The following is an 18559-nucleotide window of genomic DNA, read 5'->3' as shown; positions in this document are numbered from 1 at the left end:
TAATGTATCAACTTTATTTTTATGGTATGTTATATTGTAACGTTTACGCAAGAGGTAAAAATGAAAACTATTCCGGTTAAGTGGAAAGGATCGCAAAAAGGGCTACGCGCCTCTTCAGCTTTGCTTAAAGTAGGTACTCTTGTTGGATTGAACTTGGCTGGAATGGTTATCAGCGCTGTTCATGCTGCGCCGCATACTCACGGCGAAGGAAAGCTACAAATCCTACAAGCGGGAAGTGAATGGCAGTTTGTGCTGCAGTTACCTGTTGCCGATGTATTGGGGTTTGAGTACACACCGACCACAGCTGATGAAAAGAAACGCTATCAGAACATGCGGGAATTGTTTCTGCGCTTCAACGACATTTTTACCTTAAGCAACACGTGTGAATTGCTCGATACCACCCTTGAAAGCCCTTGGGAAATAGCCGAGGAACATGATGAGCATGATGAGCATGATGAGCATGATGAGCATGACAGTGAACACGAAAGCGACGCCCATCACAACACCCATTCTGATTTTCGCGTAGCGTACCTGCTTAGCTGCCAAAAACCTTTGCAGCATATTGAAATGACAGGGTTTTCCCATTGGCCAAGCTTGCAGAATGTCAACACTATTTGGGTAACAAACAAAGGGCAAGGCGCTATGGAAATAACCCCTCGTCAGCCAACGTTATCCATTAACAACTAATTATTTTTATACTCTGAGGCGCAAGTTTCATTAATGAAGCATGCGCCATAGCAATATTCGGAAATACTATGAATTCTATAACTCAAGGAAGCAGCGTAATGCCAAAAGTGCAGCTCATTTCAGACAGAATCGCTATGATTCTTTCATCGCTTTGCGTCATCCACTGTTTATTAACGCCTATTCTATTGATTTCCATACCCGCACTCGCAAGCGTATCGATTCTCAATGATGAAACCTTCCATCAAATACTGCTGTTCTTTGTGCTGCCTATTGGCGCCTTTGCGCTCTCAGTAGGCTATCTGCATCACAGAAATAAATGGGTGGTACTAGCAGGCGCTACTGGTCTTACGTTGCTAGGCAGCCCACTGCTGGTTGAATGGGTAGGTTTAGGGCATGAGGTGCTTGGCGAATATGGGGAAGTGGTTATCACTGTAATCGCTTCACTTATTATTGTTAGTGCTCATATTGCCAATTTCCGCCTTAGAGAAACTACTCAGGATTTGTCTTGCGAAGGGCGAGAGACCGCACAATCGCACACCTATTAGTTTCATCACTTACTCAAATGCGCGTGTTCTTTTGAGCGACGCTTTCAAATTTAGCGATGTAGCCGTTTTTTAAGATTTTATTCAGAGGTAATTTTGTCTAGTTTCAATCATCGCGACACGGTACTACCCGATGTCACTACTGAGCAATCTTCTGCTCAAGTTCCTGTTATTGATAATGTTGGTATGCAGGGTATTGCAATACCGCTACACGTATTAGGTAAACGCGGAGAGCGTTTAGCCAGTCAGGCAAAGGTGGATGTAACAGTAAGTTTAGATCATCCCAACGCCAAAGGCATTCACATGTCTCGTTTGTACAATCTTCTACAGCAGTATTTGAGCAACAAAGACTTGCATAAGTCAGCGCTCTTGTCGTTAATGAACTCGCTTATCGAGTCGCAAGATGGGCTGAGTAAGAGCGCCCAGCTTAATTTACATTTTGATCTAACGGTGTCACGTCCGGCACTCATAAGTAGGATGTCAGGGTATCAATCGTACCCCGCTACACTTTGCATTAAGCGTTCACCTGAACGTTATGTGGCACAGCTCAAGTTAAGAGTACCGTATTCTAGTACCTGCCCTTGTTCGGCCTCACTCTCTCGCAAGGCGTTATCGGAAGTGTTTGTGCAGCAATTCGAAGGAAAAGATTTATCCGTAGAAGACATGGGCGCTTGGCTCGCTTCCAAACAAGCCAGCATAGCCACAGCGCACGCCCAGCGCTCGTTTGCCGACATAACTTTGGACTTAGCTAACAAAGATATTCCTGATTTTATTGGCATTATCGACTTAGTAGAAACCGCGCTAGGCACGCCACTTCAAACCGCCGTGAAGCGAGAAGATGAGCAGGCGTTTGCCAAACGCAATGCCGAAAACCTAATGTTCGTTGAAGATTCGGTAAGACGTCTACATGCCGCGTTGAGTAAGTATTACCAAGCAACCTATTTTCGTGTAAAAGTAGAACATCAAGAAAGTCTACATGCACACGACGCCATAGCTGAAATATCAGGCTCCATTCACCGATAAATTCAGGCATCATTTGGGTGTTGCAACGGGTAGACAAAAGAAATGATAAAAGGAAAATAACATTGTTATCTTTTAACAAACTCGCTGATATCAGCAAAGTTGTATGCATTAGCGCTGCCATATCAGGCATAGCGGCGTGCTCATCTACGCCATCAACCCCACTTGCTGGTGTAAAATCGCACACTCTGTCAAATGCCGTTATATATCAAACCAGCAGCAAAGAGTACCCTGTTCTTTCTAGCTTTGTGTATAACCAGGCTATTGCGGCACTACCTGCACGTTTTGCTAATGGCGATGTTGTGGTGATGGACGTTGATGAAACCGTGCTAGACAATAGCACCTATCAAAAAGAACGTGAAAGTGTTGGCTTGGGGTATTCTTCACAAAGCTGGGCTGATTGGGTAAAACGTGAAGAAGCCACATTAGTGCCTGGCGTCGCTGATTTTATCGACGAGGTTGTTAAGCGAAATGGCAAGGTGGCGCTTATTACCAATCGCGATAAAACACTCGATAAGCACACCTGGAATAACCTTTTAGCACAAGGTTTACCGCTTAACACCAGCAATACCTGCGTTGTTGGCCGCACGTCTAAAGATAAAGAAGCGGTAGGGCAAGAAGGTATGATTAATGACAAAGACTTGCGAAGAATGCAGCTTACCCAAGGTAAAATCGCATGTTCAAATACATCTAACGACACAGCATCAACCTGGGCCGTGCCTCACACTATTATCATGCAAATTGGCGACAACATCGAAGATGTGGGCGGCGTAACCCAAGAATCTGCCAATGTTGAGACGCTAATGCCGCGAGTGGGCACAGAGATTTTCATTCTGCCAAACCCAATGTACGGTTCTTGGTAAACCAATGATAAAGTAAAATCAACGAATGTCGCTTTCTATATGGAAAGCGCCGTTCGTCAAATCAGCTTTGTCATTGTTAATGCCATTTCCAAGCCCTGAATAGGGTTTTATTTCTACCACATCCAGTAAATAAGCGGATGTGCCCTGAGGGTCTTCATACAGCCCGGTAGTAAACTCACCCGAGAACGTATACGCCTGCTGGATATCTATTCCGCTAATACCACCTTTTTCATGGGCATTGTTCAGCGAAACAAACACAATTTGATTCGGTGGCGGTGGAGGATAATGAATGCACGCGCCGAAGTAAGGCACAATGAAGAACGCTGTTATTTCTCTCTGCACATTGGCCTCAACAGGCACAATAAACCCGCTAAGCTTGACGTACTTTCCGTTAAATTTATCAACCGTATTTACTGAAATAAGCGCTTGCTGGTATTCATCGTCGGACGTGCGTTGAATAGACTGGAATACTTGCTCATGAAGGGGTAAATCCTGCAGAGGGTTTTGAGCAGATTGGGCCGTGCCCAACAATGCTTTTTCGGCGTCGGGCAACAGTGCGTCCCAAGATAGGGTTATGAACTGTTGAGCCGTGTTTAATCTGGCGCTGTCTCGATAAATCGCAGAATCATTCTCAAATAAACGCTCAAGAACACTATTCAGTTTACCGCTCAGCCCTAGCCCCACCAGCGCGCCCAATACAGTGAAACCAATAAGAGAAGCGAGTAAACCATACGTGACGCGCTTCATACTTGCTCCCGGCACCTAACTCGCTAAAATTTTAACTTTACGGGTATAGGTCACCGGCACATTCTTTTTAAGCGCATACACTTTTAGTACGAGTTCGTGGGTGCCTTCTTCTTTTGCCTGAAAGCTAATAGCTTGTTCACCTTTAGCCGAGACCAGGGCGAATCGCTGCGGCGAAAGTAGCGTTACGCCGTCGCTTGCCATTACATCTACACTCACTTCTTTATAGTTCGAAGGAATGGTAAATCGCAGAGGTACAGCAGACGCTTCGAGCTTTGCCACTTCATGCTTCCTATCGATATTAAGGGAGATAAGTGGCTCTTTCGCTGCCGCTAGGTGCTGCTGCATCATAGGATGCTGAAAACCAAACTGCATATTACCCATACCCGCGTGCAGTTCACATGCACTGCTATGAAATACTATTGAGCTTGATAAAAGAGTAGCTGCAACGACCGTCTTTTTCATGTTAGTTACTCCTCGTACAGCGTAAAGCTGTCTAGCACTAATGAATAGGCTGATGTACCCAGTGCACTTTCATGGTTGTCGATTTTGACCGTACCTTCGAACCAATAAGGGTCGTACAAGTTTTCTACTGCGACACCTTCTTTGTATTCAACGTACAAAATTTGATTGGGCGGCGGTGGCGGCATATGTAAGCAAGCACCAAAATACGGTACGACGAAAAAGGCAGTGGCCTTTTGTTCTTCATTTTGCTCTAAAGGTACAATAAATCCGGGGATGCGGATGGCTTTACCATCAAATTCATCTATTACCCGTGTTGACACTAACGCTTGTTGATATCGTTGTGCTTGTTCATCTTCTAACTGCTTCGAGGCAAAGTCATCAATTGAGTCGGCAGCAGACCCGTCAGCAATATCATTTAAAAATTCTGGCCTGTTTAAAAGCGCACTCAAGTCATCCTCGGGCATAAGGGCGACCCAGTCAATTTCTTCATAAACGGCGGCCGAAGCTAGATTAAGCGTACTTGTTAAAACCAATAACGCTGCAATTAAACCGAATTTAACGCCAGAAAGCGTGACAGAAAGTTTCACTAATACAACCTAAAGATATTATTTGATGAACACGTTATAACATATCACAGACGGGCAATATGCGAGAAACGTTTATCTTTGCAAAATGTTAATTAAGCGTCATTAGACGTGTTTGTAAAACGCTACACGCTACTGAGAAAAATCTACATAGTCCTATTTCTTTCGACTACTCACATAACAACCCAAAAACTTTAGAAAACAAAAAAACTCTTGCAATTCAACAATATAAATAAACCCTGAACGTCTTTTAATATTTGGCACAGTTCGCGCATATATTAGACTAACGGATAAACGCAGAACGTAATTTGTAGCCAGGATGGCTTTAGCGACGGAGAGGCCAGATTACGTAAATAGCAAAGACTGAAGGTGACGACATAGGAAGTATATGGAATGGTCACTAGGGATAAAAGGATGAGTCAGTGTTTGAGATTGAAGGATATCTGTAGAGCATTCGTTAAATTGCTGGTCGATGATGAGGTTAGGTAAAAGATAACCTAGATAAACTCGCAGGATGCAAGGCTCTTGTTTCATAAGGATTGCGAACAAGCACTGAGTACCTACATCGCAAGCACTGACAGTGATGTCTCGTGCAGCAAAGGACTGTTGACCCTATTTGGATTCGTTGAAGTACATGTGTGTTGCTTCAGCGAGACCATAGTGAGGACACTGGTAATGTCGTCGATATTATTAGTGAGTTGTCACCCGACGACATTCCTCTCCCCTCAAAGGCCCATCCCGGCCTTTACATACCTCTGATTTTGGCCCGCCTTTGGCGGGCATTTTTTTATTCTCTACTGTGATAATATAAACAAGACTTCCGCCGCTTAAATAAAGAGCTACCTGCGTGCTATCGCCATCCGCATCTACTGTTGTTTTTAAAGTTCTCTTCTGTGCATTGCTCGCGACATCTGTTGGTCAAAGCGTCATGCTAACTACGCTTCCTTCTATGGGTCGCCAAGCCAGCCTTTCAGAATTTCATATAGCAACAATCATGTCGAGCTCCGCGCTTATTTTCGCTTTTGGAACTAGTGTATGGAGCAAAGTAGCAAAGCGCGCAGGGTTCAGACGAATACTTATGGTGGGACTTACTGGCTATAGCTTAGGTACCTTTGCCTTTGCTAGCGCGTGGATGGCAGGGTTTTCTGGCATTATCAGTGGCACCAACTTATTCCTAGCCCTACTGATAAGTCGCAGTTTGCAATCTACCATTATGTCAGCAACGCCACCCTCTGCTGTAGGTTACGCTGTCGCTATAAGTTCACCGCAGGCTAGGGTAAGTGCTATTAGTAAAGTGACCTCTGCAAGCAATGTCGGGCAAATTGTCGGTCCAGCTTATGCAGGGTTATTGGTGGGTTTCGGCTTATTAGCTCCGCTGTACAGTATTGTTCTATTAACCTTGTTAGCACTGGCACTGGTGTATTTTAAGCTGCCAGTTTTACCGCCTTTATCTAAGCAACAGACGGCTGTGCATATAAGCGAAGACAATCAAGCCCCCACCAAAGTGCCGTATGTGTTTGTGGCTGCATGTATTTGCGTGTTTTGCGCTATGGCAATGATGCAGCAATCGCTGGGCTTCTTTTTTATCGATTTTTATCATTACACGCCCGTTGAAGCGGCTCGACAGGTGGGTTTTGCAATGATGGTCAGCGCCGCAGCCTCTCTCACCGCACAGTTTGGTTGGGTACAGAAAGGGCGTATAAGTAAAGAGACAATGATCACGCTGGCACTTCCTCTATTGGGATTGGCCTACCTATTACTGTTCCTTCAACACTCATTGTTTGTGCTTTATTTTGCCATGGCTTTGGTGGGGCTAGGTATGGGTATGGCCTACCCATCATTAGCTGCAGCGGCAACAACCTACTGCGCGCCTTCTCAACAAGCGACCATTACCGGGTTAATTACAGCCACTACAGCCATGGGCTATGTTATAGGGCCGCCACTTGCAGCAGTGGTATACCAAGTTAATATTGCCTTACCTTTCGCTGTAGCGTCAGTGCTAATTGCCGTTACCACTTGTGTAGTCTATGTAGCGTTGCAAAGAGCTAGCCGCCACGAATAAGATTTAAAGACTAGCATCAGAGGCGCGCACCTGTAGTTTCATAATTGTTTTTCAAAGGTATTTATTTTTTTACCATTTATTTTTAAAAATGCGGAACCTTTTCAGGATTGGGCTATCTTACTTAATACATGAAGTCGTTGAGTGTGCGTCTTTGTGGTGTGTAAATGTGTTTTCCAAGTTATGTTGTGGTTTTTTAAGGGGCTTTTTAGCCCCTTTTCTTTTGCCTCCTATTTTCCAAATTAGTACCTTTTTAAAGCCCCACTTCGCTGTGCTTATCTATCAATTGAAGTCAGTGTTCTAAATATCTTGCCTTTAATCTAAAAAACAGAATTTAACAAACGTTATCATTCCAACTAAAGAAATGGTAATGAGAACTATTATCAAATAAAATCACCTTAAATTTTTAAGGAGAAACTAATGGCTAAATCCCAACCCCGCCAAGCTGTTGTGACACAATCTGTTCGTATAACCCCTACTATGCAGCGCATCTTTTTAGGTGGTGAAGATCTCCGCACTTTCCCTGCCGTAGCGGCGGGTGCTTATGTAAAGCTTATGTTCGATAAAAACGGAAACCCGCTCAACAAACCTACAGATATGGACCAAGTGGCAATGCGCACTTATACGGTTGCTCACTTTGATGTGGATAAACCCGAAATGGTTTTAGATATGGTTATTCACGCAGATAATGGTAAAACAGGGCCTGCTTCAGCGTGGGCTACAAGTACTAAACCTGGTGACGTTATTACATTAGCAGGTCCAGGCTCTAGCAAAGGCTTAAACGAACATTATGACTGGGTACTGCTAGCAGGCGATATGACTGCTCTACCCAGTATTAGAAATCACCTTGCGACTCTTCCCTCTCATGCTAAAGGTTATGCAGTAATTAAAATTCAAGATGAACAAGACGCAGTTGAGCTTGAAAAGCCTGAAGGGGTGAAGGTGGAATGGGTTTATGAACAATCTTTGCTCCATAGCCTTACACAGCTAGATTGGTTAGAAGGCAACCCTTCAGTTTGGGTTGCGTGTGAATTTTCAGATATGCGAGCTATCCGCACATGGCTTAGGGATGAAAAAACTGTGGCTCACGACAGTTTGTATATAAGTAGCTATTGGAAAAAAGGTCGTAGCGAAGATCAGCACAAAATAGAAAAGAGGCAGGATAGTGAAGCCTTTGCTAAATCCTTAGTCTAAATCCTTACTCATTGTTCTGTAGTGTTTGCAATTGTTTGTAAATTCTGCATAAAAAACGCTGCTTCAGCGCTTTCACATTAAGATAATATTTATAATTATCAGCAACCTATATTGTGGAATGTCCTTTGCTGATATCTATATAACTGGCAAGTTTTTTCGTCAGTTTTCTAAACCAATTGTTTGGATAAGGAGAGCACGTTATGAACAATGATCGTATTGAAGGTAATTGGAAAGAAATGAAGGGTAAGGTACAACAGAAATGGGGTAAGCTTACCGATGATGACCTAGACGTAATCGACGGTCGCCGTGAAGAATTAGTAGGTAAGATTCAGAAGGAATACGGCAAAAGCCGTGACGAGGCTGAAAAAGAAGTAGACGCATACTTCAATTAATAAGTTATATTTACCTTAGGGTACTTAAACAAAAGCGGTTTTTTAGTAAAGATTAGCGTTTGTTAGAGTAAATTATGAAAGGGGCCACAACACAGTGTTGCGGCCCTTTTATTTGCTTTTAAATCAGTAATTAAAATAACTTACTCTTCTACCTTCGGCTGTAGGTTTTCACGTACTTCTCTCGCGTCAAAACTGGTTGCCGAAGTAGGGCGAGTACCCTTACCTAGCTCTATACTCAAAATACTCTCGATTTCACTTTTTTGAGAGCCTCCCACGAAAACCCCGGTTTCGAATTGGCTAGTGGGGTGATAAGACGTGCGGCAAGTTAATACACCGCAGTCAGTGACGCGGGCGTAACGCTGGCTAAAGCCCGCTGTTGGAGTGGTTTGAACCGTTTCTTTGTCTACTAAGGTTTCGCGGTCGGTAACCACAAACCAGTCATAACCTTCCAGTAGGGTTAGCTCAGCTGCGCGCAACATGGCATAGTCCATGGCTTTACCCTTATCGGTTCCTTTCGCCTTAAAGTGTACGCGGTATTGGGTATCACTTAACTTACTTTCGTTGTAACCAAAACCGCCTTTATCTGCTTGTCTATAATCAGGTTGGCTTGCACAGCCTGTTATAATCAATACCGCAAGTACTAACATAATTTTAGTTTTCATCATCTACTCCTTCGGCTTTCTTAGCTAGCCAAGTTGCTTCAATTGCGTTCTTCTCTTGCTCTCGGTTTAATGGCGCAGACGCCATCATCATATCTAACTTATCCTCTAACAGTTTGGCACCCGTAGCTGTCTGATATTGACCTGGATTTGCGCCTAACTCATCCAATTTGCTGGCCGCAAGTTGCCAGCCGCCTTGCTTGTCTTTACAAGCAATCATTACATTTAGTTCATCTTGAGACGTCACTTCCGCCTGTCGGCAAAAGTTAAAGTCAGTGTTTAAAAAAGACAGTTTAGGCGTCACCGTTACGCCAGATTCAAATGAGGTAGTCTCTCCACTTAAATTACTGTCGAGCGCAGACGATACATTAGCCCAGTGTGAAGGTTGTGAAGTATCAGCACCTTGTTGATTAAAAAATACCAAACCAGCTAAAACCGCCACACTTGCAGCTATGGCGGCAATTGAAGAAACTCCTTTCCACTTTGTTTGTTCACCGCGTGCACCATCAGCAGTATTCACTTTTTGAGGAAACGGCCTCACATTTTCCGCTGTTTTTTGGTTTGCTGAGTTCGGATTTGTTGAGCTCTGGTTTGCTGAGAACGGGTTTGCTGAGCTCTCCCCATTCAAACGTTCACTACGACCCTGGATTACGCTTTTCTCACTTAAGCGACTGTCATCACTCAAAAGCGCGACGATTTCTTTAGGGAGCGCAACTGCAGTCGCCTTTTCTGCAGCCACTTTCACTACTCTGTCTACTTCTGCAAGTGCGGCAAGACGGTCAGAAACCATTACATCATGTGCTATCGCCTCGCGAACCGTGTCCATTTCTCCAGCATCTAACTCTCCATCTAAGAAAGCAGAGAGTTTTTCGTCAGATAAGATCACGATAGCACCTCATTTTGCCCGTTTAGTAAGTTTGATATTTTCGTTCTGGCTCTGGCAAGACGGCTCATAATGGTCCCTGCCGGCACTTGTAAAACTTCAGATGCGTCGGCATAACTCATTCCCTGTACTGCCACCAAAGAGAGGGTTTCTCTTTGCTCACAAGGCAGTTCATCCATGGCGCTTGAAATCTGCTTCAATGTCATAGAGTGGGTTACCGTTTCATCCATATCTACATGGTCATTTGCTGATTGCGCTTCATATGAAAGGGTATCGCTAGCGTTAGTTCTCACTTTCTTCGCCCTGTATTCATCTATCCAGCAGTTTCGACACACTCTAAATGCCCATGCCATTAGTGTAACTTGCTCAGGAATGGGTTTACTTAGTAGCCGTTCTAGCGTGTTCTGAAGTAAATCATCAGCATCATGTATGTTACCCGTCAATGAATATGCAAACTTTCGCAATGACGGGACGAGTTCGGTCAACTCATCTTTCATTTTCATGTACCTTCGTGAAGATTTCCGTTATCAATACTTTATTAACGAGCCACGAGTATTTTTATTCCGTTGAATAACGATTTATTTCGAGCTTTTGTAAATTTAGGTTATCAGCCCTTCTTCGACACTCAGCGGAATTTTTCTTCTTTCTATTCGTCACTACATAAAATGGCAGCAGTGTCTTAGACTCTATTTATGACCATGGCACAATTTATGCCATTCCTTCTCAAGGCACTGAACTACTCCCATATGTTCAATAAGGTAGCAAAATGAAGTACACACTCTTTGTGGGGATAGTAGGTTTGTTTGCAGCTTCTATCTCTCAAGCCCAACTTACAGGAACATTGAATCAAGTGGTTTCACCGGTGCGCCCGATAATTGATAGAGCGCCCTCGGAATTGAAGAGCATTCGAGAGGAAGCAAGACGAAAGGTGCAAACGTCTGTCGATGGCGCCAGAGACCTATCTACATTGGGTTCAGGTGTTGTTGGCAAGGTCCCCGCCCCCCAATTTATAGCTCCTACGGCCACGACTATATTATCTGCGTCGGGGCAGAAAATTATCAAAGAAGTTAGGTTAGAAAATGGTTTTCTTGCCGTCGAAAAGGAGTGGCTTTTTATAGGTGAGGAAGCCGATAAAGCATATTTCAATGGCACGAATATGGAAATACTAGAGGTAAAGTTTTTACCTGCACTCTCTCAGTGGCTTTATAAAGTAAAGGTAACAGGGGACAAGGATGAAGTGTCGTATATTCGCAACAGTTTACCCAGAAATCTGCAGTCTCAAATAGGACGAAACCATATTTACTTATCGCAAAGCGAAGCGGCTACGAACAAAAGCAAACCAGAGTCTGCACATAAGTTAGAAGCATCATCGCAAAAATTTGAATCTTGTTTGATACCCTTGCGCATTGGAATGGTTGATACCCATGTTGTGCCTACACACCCAATGCTGTCGCATATTAGCCTAACACAAGCCTCTTTTATTGTTGGTCAAAGTCAGAAGAGCGAGCCCAGTAAAGATAGTAATATGAGCAGGGAAGGTGATGGAAAAGTTATCGGGCAGCCAATGTCTCAAGAAAATACCGTAGCCTTTTCCTCAGATCACGGCACAGCAGTAGCGAGCCTATTAGCGGCGTCACTGCCTGAATCAAGCCAAGTATTTAATGCTAGTGTATTTTACTCGCGCAATAGTGTTAGCCAAGGAGCAACACTGATGTCATTAATTGAAGGCCTTAACTATTTAGCATCACAGCAGGTTGATGCCATAAACATGAGCCTTGCAGGACCCGACAATCCTATTTTAGCGCGCGTTATAAAACAGCTAGATAGAAACGGCATTCAAATTATTGCAGCTGTAGGTAATGAAGGGCCAGCATCTTTACCCTTATACCCCGCAGCCTACCCAGAAACACTTGGCATAACCGCAGTGGATAAATTACATGAAATATACAGGTGGGCCAACCAAGGTGACTATGTAGATTTCGCTGCATTTGGCGTATCGGTTGATGCTGCACACCCAAGTGGAAAAACGGTTAGGCAAACAGGAACCTCAATGGCTTCCCCTCGTGCCACTGCGCTGTACGCATGTTTTTTCCGCACAGAGCAACAAAGACACGCCGCCTTGTTAAAAATGAAGAAAATAGCTTTAGATGCTGGCAACCCCGGGCGGGACAAGGTATTCGGCTTTGGTGTACTGCCTTAAAAATATAGCCGTATTCACATTAACGCTCACTAAAAATGAACGTTAATGCCTAATTCAGCAATAGTTTCTTGATAGTTCGCTCCATCTACACTCGATGCGTAATCTCCGTATTGAGTAGACAACCTTATATCTACATGTTCGTATACGGCGTAGTCTGCGCTCATTTCGACAAGGTGTCTGTCGTCTTCCCTACCTATACCTGAATCTTGGACTGAAGCGTAATCACGCATATCTAGCTGGTAAGCAACCGTGAGTTTAAGCGGCTTACTAAACACCGCAAATGGATAAGTGTAGGCAAGGTCAATTCCCTTACCTGCGTAATCGAACGCGTTGTCCTGCGCATCTTCATTTTGGTATTTAAGCGCAATTTGAAAAAAGTCTTCACCTTCAAAAAAGTAAAACAGGTCGCTGCGTACGGCAACAGCTTCACTATCTCGAATTGGCGCGCCCTCAGGCCTATTCTCAAACTTCTTGTCGATAAGGTCGCTACTAATGCGTAAATAAGTTCTCTGCCCTAACAGTTTCCCCGCAGACAAACCATATTGTTGATAGGTAAGAAAATCGCGCCCTTCAAGCGTAGCGCTGGCGTGATAGTAATGCGCACCTAGTTTTGCAAAGTCTAACGTATACTTAGTGCTTGCAGATAAAGTGGTAAGCCCAAGGTCGAACTCGCTGAGGGTTTGGTAACGGGTATCTGCCTGACTTATCGAGAGCTCATTTTCCCACTTGTTCGTGGGCTTCACTGAAATTTTTAACAGTACTTTTGACTGTACGGCGCTGTCGTCCACATTAGAATTTGTGTCGAGCTCACTGACACTTACATTACTGTCATGTCGATAGCCTAAATAACCAGAGCCTGAAAATGAGATCGCTTGCTTCTCTTCACCTTTACTTCTTGCATCGTTAGTTACTTTTGACTGACCGTCGTTACTTGCATAGGCTGTATTGCTGGCTATTAATGCGATAGCCGCAGCAAGAGCTATGCATTTACGACTATCCAGGGTAAATAAAGTTTTCTTGAGTGAACGTTGAAATGGTGTGGTTTTCATTATTGCTACCTACTACAGAGAAAGTGAAACTCGCTGTTTTCAGCTATGAATGGGTCGTGCGAGGAAGTCAGGAGGGAGAGCTCTCCCTCCCCCTAACGGTTTAGGTCCATAGGTTAAAGGCCCAACGCACCCGAGATATTTGAAGCGACGTTGTCGTTTACTGTGTTCTCTACAGTGTTTGCTACCGATGCCTCTACTGCGCTCTCTACAGTGTTCGTTACCGTGCTCTCGACTGTACTCCCTACCGTGCCCTCTACAGTATTTCCTAGCGTATTTCCTACCGTGCTCTCGACCGTGCTGCCTACATTGCTTGCTACCGTTGCAGCAATCGCCCCATCGACAGCGGTAGCGACAGTGCCAGTTACAGTATTGGTTACCGAACCCGTTACCGTGTTGTTCACGGTACCCTCTACCGCGTTTTGAACGGTTCCAGAGGCCATGCTTGCTGCAGTGTTTTCTACTTCTCCTTCTGGTTCTGAATTCGGTTCAATAGTGCCTAACGCTGACGGAAGAACTGATGTTGAACCAGATACATTACCCGTAAGCGTTCCTGCCACCGATGCTGTCATTGTATTCGCCGTGTCTGATGTCGCTAAAACAACGCCTTCAAGAGAAGCTTGCGAGTTAGAAACCAGTGAAGATGCGACGCTTGTAGACAACTGTTGAGCGCTATTTGCTAAGAAGCTAGTGTTTGAAGTAGTCGTTTGTGCTAGTTCACCTGCCGTGGCTTGATCTGAGCTACCTCCAGTGCTTTCTTCAGTATTGGCTTCGTTACCGGCTTCAGGCGCTTGATTCAATTCTTGTCCGCTTGATAAGTCATTACCTGTTTGGCTTATCGATAGCTGCCCACTAGCGTTAGCTGAACTTTCGGTAGACATTTGGCTTTGTGTAACTGTTTCGCCTTGTGCCGATGTCTGCGTACTTGATCGCACAGCAGATTGCGTGTTTGCACCGTTTGTTACAGAAACCGATGTTGACGTTGAAGCATTAGCTGAAGTATTTGCCGAAAAGGTTGTTTCTTGAGCCAACACTGACGTTGACGCCATACCTAAAGCCAATGCAATTGCAGTATTTAACTTTTTCATCCGATTATCTCCGTTTTTCATAAGGGACACTGAGATAACGATTAGTCGAAAGGTTTTATTCCGTTGGGGGAGATGCTTTTTTGCGAAGAACAAAAAAAGCCCTGTAAAAACAGGGCTTTATAAAAGCTATTTTTCTGAAGCAGTCATGCTCTTTTCCCACCAGGGAAGAGAGTAATCTATATTTTCGGGGTCGTAGGTTTTAGCATATTTCATTTTTACCGAACTCCAAAACGCGGCTTTGAAGACTGGGTCGTAAATGACAAACTCACCTTGTTCTCGATACTGCTCAAACAGTTTTTGGTAGGCACCTACAGGTGTTAAAGGATTATCCTGTTGAAACACCACATCACCGCCATAGGCTTCATACAGCGCTTTAGATACTTTCCAGCTTTTTGCCATACCTTCAGCCATTGCAAGACGGTAGCGCTCTAGTTCTTCATCTTGATAAGTGCCATCACTATCTAAGTCAACGGTCCATAGCTTAATAACGGAATAAGCAGACTGAATTTCGCTGTCGTTAGGCTCTATGGCGTTTCTATTTGCGAAATCCGACAGTACAGATTCGGTAATTTTATTACCAAGCGCTCGTTGCGCCAAAATATCGCGTACTTCTTTTTCTGACTTGTCGGTGAGAATAGACTGAAAACGATCAATATCCGCCTGTGAAGGCTGTAGTTCGGTATTAGAAATAGATTTATTAAACAAACGAGCAATAATCTCGTTTGCGGCTTGCGGTGTATTAATCCCAAGCGAAACTACTATGGCTGCAAATAGCACCATAGGAATTACGTTCGAACGCGTCACTTTGTATGCTTCCCTAAGTTCCAATAATTAGCACAAGCACAAGACACATTCATTTGTTATTGTAAGAATTTTCCGTTGTCTTGCGAAATGACATCTAACAGGCTTTATACTTTAGATTAGTTTTGCTTAAAATTCCACTTTCTTACGCATAGATTTTTTCGCGCCCTGTTGTTTTTTTACATCTAAACGACGGGCTTTAGCTGCTCGGCTTACCTTAGTTTTTATACGCGGCTTTTGTTCTACGGTTGCCGCCTTTATCCACGCGACAAGACGCGCTAATGCATCTTCTCTATTTTGTTCTTGAGTGCGAAAATTTTGTGCTTTAAGTACAAAAACGCCTTCGTTAGTAACGCGACTATCTTTTGCATTCAGTAATTTGGCTTTAAGCTTATCGGGTAACGTCGACTTATTGATATCAAATCGCAGATGTATTGCGCTACTTACCTTATTAACGTTTTGCCCGCCGCTACCTTGAGCGCGAATAGCCTGAAGATCGGCCTCGCCCTCATCTATCGAAATAGAGCGAGTTATCGGTAATTCCATATCAGTTCCTATATTTTTAGTGGGATGACGTATTATTTTTCCTGCGTCTTCATAACGCTAATGACTTGCGACTATAACTCATCGCTTACTTGACCGTTAAAAGGTAACCCGATAGGTTAATTTCTCCCCTACCTTGGAAACACAACATGCTGACTACTTTACTTATCGTTACTTGTATCTTTGTAGGTCTTATTTGGTTTACTGCAAAAATGGATAGCAGCATCGAGTCATCGTTTAGGCCCTCGGGAAAACTTACTCCTGTCGAGGGAGGAATTATTCACTGGCAAAAACAAGGAAATGGGCCATCACTTGTACTCATCCACGGCTTACTGGGCAATAGTAACAATTTTAATGAATTAGCCAAAACCCTCGCGCAGCGCTACTCGGTTTATTCTGTTGACCGCCCCGGTAGCGGTTTTTCTAGCCGATATAAAAACACATCAGCCAGCTTTGAGCAGCAAAGTAAAATGATATTAGAATGGATGGCAAAAGAAGGCATTGAAAAAGCGAGTATTGCGGGTCACTCAATGGGCGGCGGTATTGCATTAAGAATGGCAATTGATGCACCTAACGTCATTGAATCTGTATCATTGCTTTGCCCATTGACCACGCCACTTAAAGGCGGTGCCGGCCCACTTTCAATACTTTACATACCCAACGAATTTGTGCGCAATAGTGTAGCTAAAACCATTGCCAGCCCACTAAGGTCAAAGCTCGGTAGAAAACAAGTTGCGCAGATTTTTCATCCAGAACCTGTGCCTATCTCATTCTCTGTTGAAGGAGGCGGGTTGCTTGCGCTTCATTCTCGCAGTTTTTATGAAGGAAGCCGAGATACTGTTTCAGCACAAGGCAGTTTGCATAGACAACAGTCATCCTACGGTAAAATTCAATGTCCTGTAGGCGTCTTATATGGAGAAAAAGACACAATTTTAAAGCCAAATGAGCATATTGAAGCTGTCACTTCGGCAATAGACTCGGCTGTACAGAAAGTAATTCCTGACGCAGGGCACATGATACCTATCACTCAGGCGCAAACCTGTGCAGACTTTATTATCGAGATTGACAGTAAATCGCGACAGGTAGACTAATGAAGCATAGCGCCCATTTTTGAAGTGTTAGCATTGTGAGAGAACTCAACAACAGTCAGTGCGCTTCCTCTACCAGTTTCAGACTGTTTCAATTTACGCAACTGGTCAGCTACTCGCTCAATACCATCGTATTCCTTACACATTTCAAGAGGACTCGATTCAAGCGTAATATTGTAGCTACTAAACCAAGTTTTCATTTGTTCACTGTCCCCTTCTGACAATGAAATGAGTAAATGATACATACGAATAAATGCAAGTTGCTTGCGATACTCTGCGGTACCGCTTTCAAAACCAAGCAATGTGGTTTGTGCCAGTGACGAAGGAGAAATACCCATTATTTCAGAGGCTTGCTTGATATTTAAACCAAGTTCTTGATAAGCCCAAGTGAATGCTTTGGTTACTACACTGGTAGGGAATGGTGATCTATTCATAATTTCGCCTCGTTTCATCAAACAATCTCAACAAGATGTTTTGCTAACTATGCGATATTGTGCGAAATGTGTACCAATTTCGCGAAATGCGTACCAGTTCGCGAAAGACAAAAAAGTTGCGACCGATAATTGAGGCAAGGTTTACTACGTGCTGTTTATACAACACGTAGTAAAAGAGTGGGCTAACAATGGATAATTAAAATTTACGCAGCAAGAATAGTGATTAGTTCTGCAAATGTAGGGCGCCCTTGAATATCTAGCGGCAAGCGCAGCTCTCTAGCAATATCACTCACGCTGATAACACCCCGAACTTCGTGACTGTCCCTGTCCATCACCAAGCAGTGATGTTGCCCATAATCTTTAAGCGTCTCTATCACATCCCCCACCGATGAATGCGTTAGCTCTGTATAGTCAAAAGACATGAGCGAGGTTTTAGGGCGCGTAAAATCGTGAACCGTTAATTCTTCGCGTTTAACTTTAAGCTCGCTTAAACGTTGTATGATTTGCTGTTCACCTACATCATGACTGGTAATAATCCCAATGAAACGATTTTCACTGTTCACCACCAGCATCATACGAACATGAGATTGACGCATAATCGACTCTACTTTTGTCGCGGGTGTTCGGGCATCTAGAACATGTGGTAGGTGCTGCTTAAAGTCTGTGAAAACAGCCATGGCAGATGAATTAACGGTAATAGTGTTTTCAACAACCGGCCATGCCAGTGTATCAATAGATTCGGTTTTATATAGATTTAAGGCGTGCATACCTTTCTCCTAATCAAAAGTAAAAAAATAAGTTTTTTTAAGTGATTAAGTGAAAGAAGGCGGTCCTCGAATGATGTTAGCGCGCAGCTTGTTAGAGGCGTTTGCATCAACTGTTGTCTTGGCCGAAAAGCGATATTTCTCAACGCTGTTAATAATATTAAATACTGGAAGGCCATCATCAATATCATCATCAGATATTTCATAAGTACCGCTTTCACAGTTGCTAATAAGGGTTGAAAGCTCACTGGCGCTATTCCCTTGGCTCGCCATATTTCGAACACTTCTTTCCTCTCCCGAAACAGAGACGGTAATTAGTGATGAAAATAGCGCTGGCAACATAAAAGCCAGCAAAACGTATGATACGCGCAAAGGGTACGTCCTCAACCAATAAAACAAGGTAAAGCTAGAAGCTATTTCTCAAACTTCCTATTTAAACTATAAGAGTATTTAACGCATTTAGTAGAGGGGTTTAGCGTATTTTATCGACCATTAAACGATGC

The 18559-nt window shown here is 43.7% G+C and carries 22 protein-coding genes; 9 read left to right on the top strand and 13 right to left on the bottom strand.

The features are described from left to right. The first annotated feature begins 60 nt into the window (after nt 1-60). From ACYTPF_RS11425 to ACYTPF_RS11410, 4 genes are all read left to right on the top strand, one after another. Nucleotides 61-687, top strand: coding sequence for a ZrgA family zinc uptake protein (locus ACYTPF_RS11425; protein ID WP_461852275.1), 627 nt, complete (start codon nt 61-63; stop codon nt 685-687). 68 nt (nt 688-755) lie between these two features. Then, on the top strand, nt 756-1232 hold the full coding sequence (locus tag ACYTPF_RS11420) for a MerC domain-containing protein (protein ID WP_461852274.1): 477 nt from the start codon (nt 756-758) through the stop codon (nt 1230-1232). A 93-nt stretch (nt 1233-1325) separates the two neighbouring features. After that, nucleotides 1326-2252, top strand: coding sequence for a GTP cyclohydrolase FolE2 (gene folE2, locus ACYTPF_RS11415; protein ID WP_461852273.1), 927 nt, complete (start codon nt 1326-1328; stop codon nt 2250-2252). 62 nt (nt 2253-2314) lie between these two features. Then, complete coding sequence (locus ACYTPF_RS11410; protein ID WP_461852272.1) at nt 2315-3112, top strand: 5'-nucleotidase, lipoprotein e(P4) family; 798 nt, start codon at nt 2315-2317, stop codon at nt 3110-3112. 18 nt (nt 3113-3130) lie between these two features. On the opposite strand, the gene ACYTPF_RS11405 is transcribed toward ACYTPF_RS11410, so the two are convergent. Genes ACYTPF_RS11405 through ACYTPF_RS11395 form a run of 3 tightly spaced genes read right to left on the bottom strand, consistent with a single transcriptional unit; the run spans nt 3131 to nt 4908 of the window. Further along, entirely contained in the window at nt 3131-3859 is a 729-nt protein-coding gene (locus ACYTPF_RS11405) for a DUF3299 domain-containing protein (RefSeq protein WP_461852271.1), read from the bottom strand. Between the two features lie 15 nt (nt 3860-3874). Beyond that, the gene (locus ACYTPF_RS11400) at nt 3875-4321 is read right to left on the bottom strand and encodes a hypothetical protein (RefSeq protein ID WP_179984904.1); all 447 of its coding nucleotides are present in this window, start codon (nt 4319-4321) and stop codon (nt 3875-3877) included. 5 nt (nt 4322-4326) lie between these two features. Continuing rightward, on the bottom strand, nt 4327-4908 hold the full coding sequence (locus tag ACYTPF_RS11395) for a DUF3299 domain-containing protein (protein ID WP_179984905.1): 582 nt from the start codon (nt 4906-4908) through the stop codon (nt 4327-4329). 895 nt (nt 4909-5803) lie between these two features. Here ACYTPF_RS11395 and ACYTPF_RS11390 point away from each other — a divergent pair. The 3 genes from ACYTPF_RS11390 to ACYTPF_RS11380 all read left to right on the top strand — a co-directional run bounded on the left by ACYTPF_RS11390 (nt 5804) and on the right by ACYTPF_RS11380 (nt 8550). Then, a complete protein-coding gene (locus ACYTPF_RS11390; protein WP_461852334.1) occupies nt 5804-6967 on the top strand; it encodes an MFS transporter in 1164 nt (387 codons plus the stop codon). 417 nt (nt 6968-7384) lie between these two features. Next, the gene (locus tag ACYTPF_RS11385) at nt 7385-8158 is read left to right on the top strand and encodes a siderophore-interacting protein (protein WP_461852270.1); all 774 of its coding nucleotides are present in this window, start codon (nt 7385-7387) and stop codon (nt 8156-8158) included. Between the two features lie 200 nt (nt 8159-8358). Beyond that, nucleotides 8359-8550, top strand: coding sequence for a CsbD family protein (locus tag ACYTPF_RS11380; RefSeq protein WP_105932589.1), 192 nt, complete (start codon nt 8359-8361; stop codon nt 8548-8550). 140 nt (nt 8551-8690) lie between these two features. On the opposite strand, the gene ACYTPF_RS11375 is transcribed toward ACYTPF_RS11380, so the two are convergent. From ACYTPF_RS11375 to ACYTPF_RS11365, 3 genes are read right to left on the bottom strand one after another with little or no spacing between them, the layout of a single operon-like run. After that, nucleotides 8691-9212 (bottom strand): CC0125/CC1285 family lipoprotein, encoded by a 522-nt coding sequence (locus ACYTPF_RS11375; protein WP_179985285.1) that lies wholly within the window; start codon nt 9210-9212, stop codon nt 8691-8693. Further along, nucleotides 9202-10095, bottom strand: a complete 894-nt coding sequence (locus tag ACYTPF_RS11370) for an anti-sigma factor family protein (RefSeq protein WP_461852269.1) — start codon at nt 10093-10095, stop codon at nt 9202-9204. Before ACYTPF_RS11370 ends, ACYTPF_RS11375 begins: the two co-directional genes overlap by 11 nt. Beyond that, complete coding sequence (locus ACYTPF_RS11365; RefSeq protein ID WP_179984909.1) at nt 10092-10589, bottom strand: RNA polymerase sigma factor; 498 nt, start codon at nt 10587-10589, stop codon at nt 10092-10094. The genes ACYTPF_RS11370 and ACYTPF_RS11365 overlap by 4 nt, the downstream gene beginning before the upstream one ends. 269 nt (nt 10590-10858) lie before the next feature. Between ACYTPF_RS11365 and ACYTPF_RS11360 the strand changes: the two genes are divergently transcribed. After that, entirely contained in the window at nt 10859-12292 is a 1434-nt protein-coding gene (locus ACYTPF_RS11360; RefSeq protein WP_461852268.1) for a S8 family serine peptidase, read from the top strand. A gap of 29 nt (nt 12293-12321) precedes the next feature. Here the strand turns inward: ACYTPF_RS11360 and ACYTPF_RS11355 are convergent, their stop codons facing one another. The 4 genes from ACYTPF_RS11355 to arfB form a co-directional block, all read right to left on the bottom strand. Beyond that, a complete protein-coding gene (locus ACYTPF_RS11355; RefSeq protein WP_269918420.1) occupies nt 12322-13341 on the bottom strand; it encodes a hypothetical protein in 1020 nt (339 codons plus the stop codon). Nucleotides 13342-13454: 113 nt separating this feature from the next. Beyond that, complete coding sequence (locus tag ACYTPF_RS11350; protein WP_461852267.1) at nt 13455-14426, bottom strand: hypothetical protein; 972 nt, start codon at nt 14424-14426, stop codon at nt 13455-13457. A 126-nt stretch (nt 14427-14552) separates the two neighbouring features. Next, on the bottom strand, nt 14553-15230 hold the full coding sequence (locus ACYTPF_RS11345; RefSeq protein ID WP_179984913.1) for a hypothetical protein: 678 nt from the start codon (nt 15228-15230) through the stop codon (nt 14553-14555). Between the two features lie 126 nt (nt 15231-15356). Continuing rightward, nucleotides 15357-15773: an alternative ribosome rescue aminoacyl-tRNA hydrolase ArfB gene (gene arfB, locus ACYTPF_RS11340; RefSeq protein WP_179984914.1), complete on the bottom strand. Its 417-nt coding sequence runs from the start codon at nt 15771-15773 to the stop codon at nt 15357-15359. Nucleotides 15774-15919: 146 nt separating this feature from the next. On the opposite strand from arfB, the gene ACYTPF_RS11335 reads away from it, so the two are divergent. After that, the gene (locus ACYTPF_RS11335) at nt 15920-16861 is read left to right on the top strand and encodes an alpha/beta fold hydrolase (protein ID WP_269918418.1); all 942 of its coding nucleotides are present in this window, start codon (nt 15920-15922) and stop codon (nt 16859-16861) included. Here ACYTPF_RS11335 and ACYTPF_RS11330 read toward each other — a convergent pair. From ACYTPF_RS11330 to ACYTPF_RS11320, 3 genes are all read right to left on the bottom strand, one after another. Continuing rightward, a complete protein-coding gene (locus ACYTPF_RS11330) occupies nt 16858-17292 on the bottom strand; it encodes a hypothetical protein (RefSeq protein ID WP_179984916.1) in 435 nt (144 codons plus the stop codon). The genes ACYTPF_RS11335 and ACYTPF_RS11330 overlap by 4 nt on opposite strands. A 203-nt stretch (nt 17293-17495) precedes the next feature. Continuing rightward, nucleotides 17496-18059, bottom strand: coding sequence for a CBS domain-containing protein (locus tag ACYTPF_RS11325; protein ID WP_269918417.1), 564 nt, complete (start codon nt 18057-18059; stop codon nt 17496-17498). Nucleotides 18060-18104: 45 nt separating this feature from the next. Beyond that, complete coding sequence (locus ACYTPF_RS11320) at nt 18105-18428, bottom strand: hypothetical protein (RefSeq protein ID WP_461852266.1); 324 nt, start codon at nt 18426-18428, stop codon at nt 18105-18107. Between the last annotated feature and the right edge of the window lie 131 nt (nt 18429-18559).

This window comes from Alteromonas sp. HB246098, assembly GCF_054890645.1.
Note: the sequence above shows the minus strand (reverse complement) of the source record. Positions and strands in the feature narration are given on the sequence as shown.

What these genes read in the sequence shown, in the direction of transcription:
- ACYTPF_RS11425 (WP_461852275.1), top strand. Translation starts at nt 61, where the DNA reads ATGAAAACTATTCCGGTTAAGTGGAAAGGATCGCAAAAAGGGCTACGC.
- ACYTPF_RS11420 (WP_461852274.1), top strand. Translation starts at nt 756, where the DNA reads ATGAATTCTATAACTCAAGGAAGCAGCGTAATGCCAAAAGTGCAGCTC.
- ACYTPF_RS11405 (WP_461852271.1), bottom strand. Translation starts at nt 3,859, where the DNA reads ATGAAGCGCGTCACGTATGGTTTACTCGCTTCTCTTATTGGTTTCACT.
- ACYTPF_RS11400 (WP_179984904.1), bottom strand. Translation starts at nt 4,321, where the DNA reads ATGAAAAAGACGGTCGTTGCAGCTACTCTTTTATCAAGCTCAATAGTA.
- ACYTPF_RS11385 (WP_461852270.1), top strand. Translation starts at nt 7,385, where the DNA reads ATGGCTAAATCCCAACCCCGCCAAGCTGTTGTGACACAATCTGTTCGT.
- ACYTPF_RS11380 (WP_105932589.1), top strand. Translation starts at nt 8,359, where the DNA reads ATGAACAATGATCGTATTGAAGGTAATTGGAAAGAAATGAAGGGTAAG.
- ACYTPF_RS11375 (WP_179985285.1), bottom strand. Translation starts at nt 9,212, where the DNA reads ATGAAAACTAAAATTATGTTAGTACTTGCGGTATTGATTATAACAGGC.
- ACYTPF_RS11365 (WP_179984909.1), bottom strand. Translation starts at nt 10,589, where the DNA reads ATGAAAGATGAGTTGACCGAACTCGTCCCGTCATTGCGAAAGTTTGCA.
- ACYTPF_RS11360 (WP_461852268.1), top strand. Translation starts at nt 10,859, where the DNA reads ATGAAGTACACACTCTTTGTGGGGATAGTAGGTTTGTTTGCAGCTTCT.
- ACYTPF_RS11355 (WP_269918420.1), bottom strand. Translation starts at nt 13,341, where the DNA reads ATGAAAACCACACCATTTCAACGTTCACTCAAGAAAACTTTATTTACC.
- ACYTPF_RS11350 (WP_461852267.1), bottom strand. Translation starts at nt 14,426, where the DNA reads ATGAAAAAGTTAAATACTGCAATTGCATTGGCTTTAGGTATGGCGTCA.
- arfB (WP_179984914.1), bottom strand. Translation starts at nt 15,773, where the DNA reads ATGGAATTACCGATAACTCGCTCTATTTCGATAGATGAGGGCGAGGCC.
- ACYTPF_RS11335 (WP_269918418.1), top strand. Translation starts at nt 15,920, where the DNA reads ATGCTGACTACTTTACTTATCGTTACTTGTATCTTTGTAGGTCTTATT.
- ACYTPF_RS11330 (WP_179984916.1), bottom strand. Translation starts at nt 17,292, where the DNA reads ATGAATAGATCACCATTCCCTACCAGTGTAGTAACCAAAGCATTCACT.
- ACYTPF_RS11325 (WP_269918417.1), bottom strand. Translation starts at nt 18,059, where the DNA reads ATGCACGCCTTAAATCTATATAAAACCGAATCTATTGATACACTGGCA.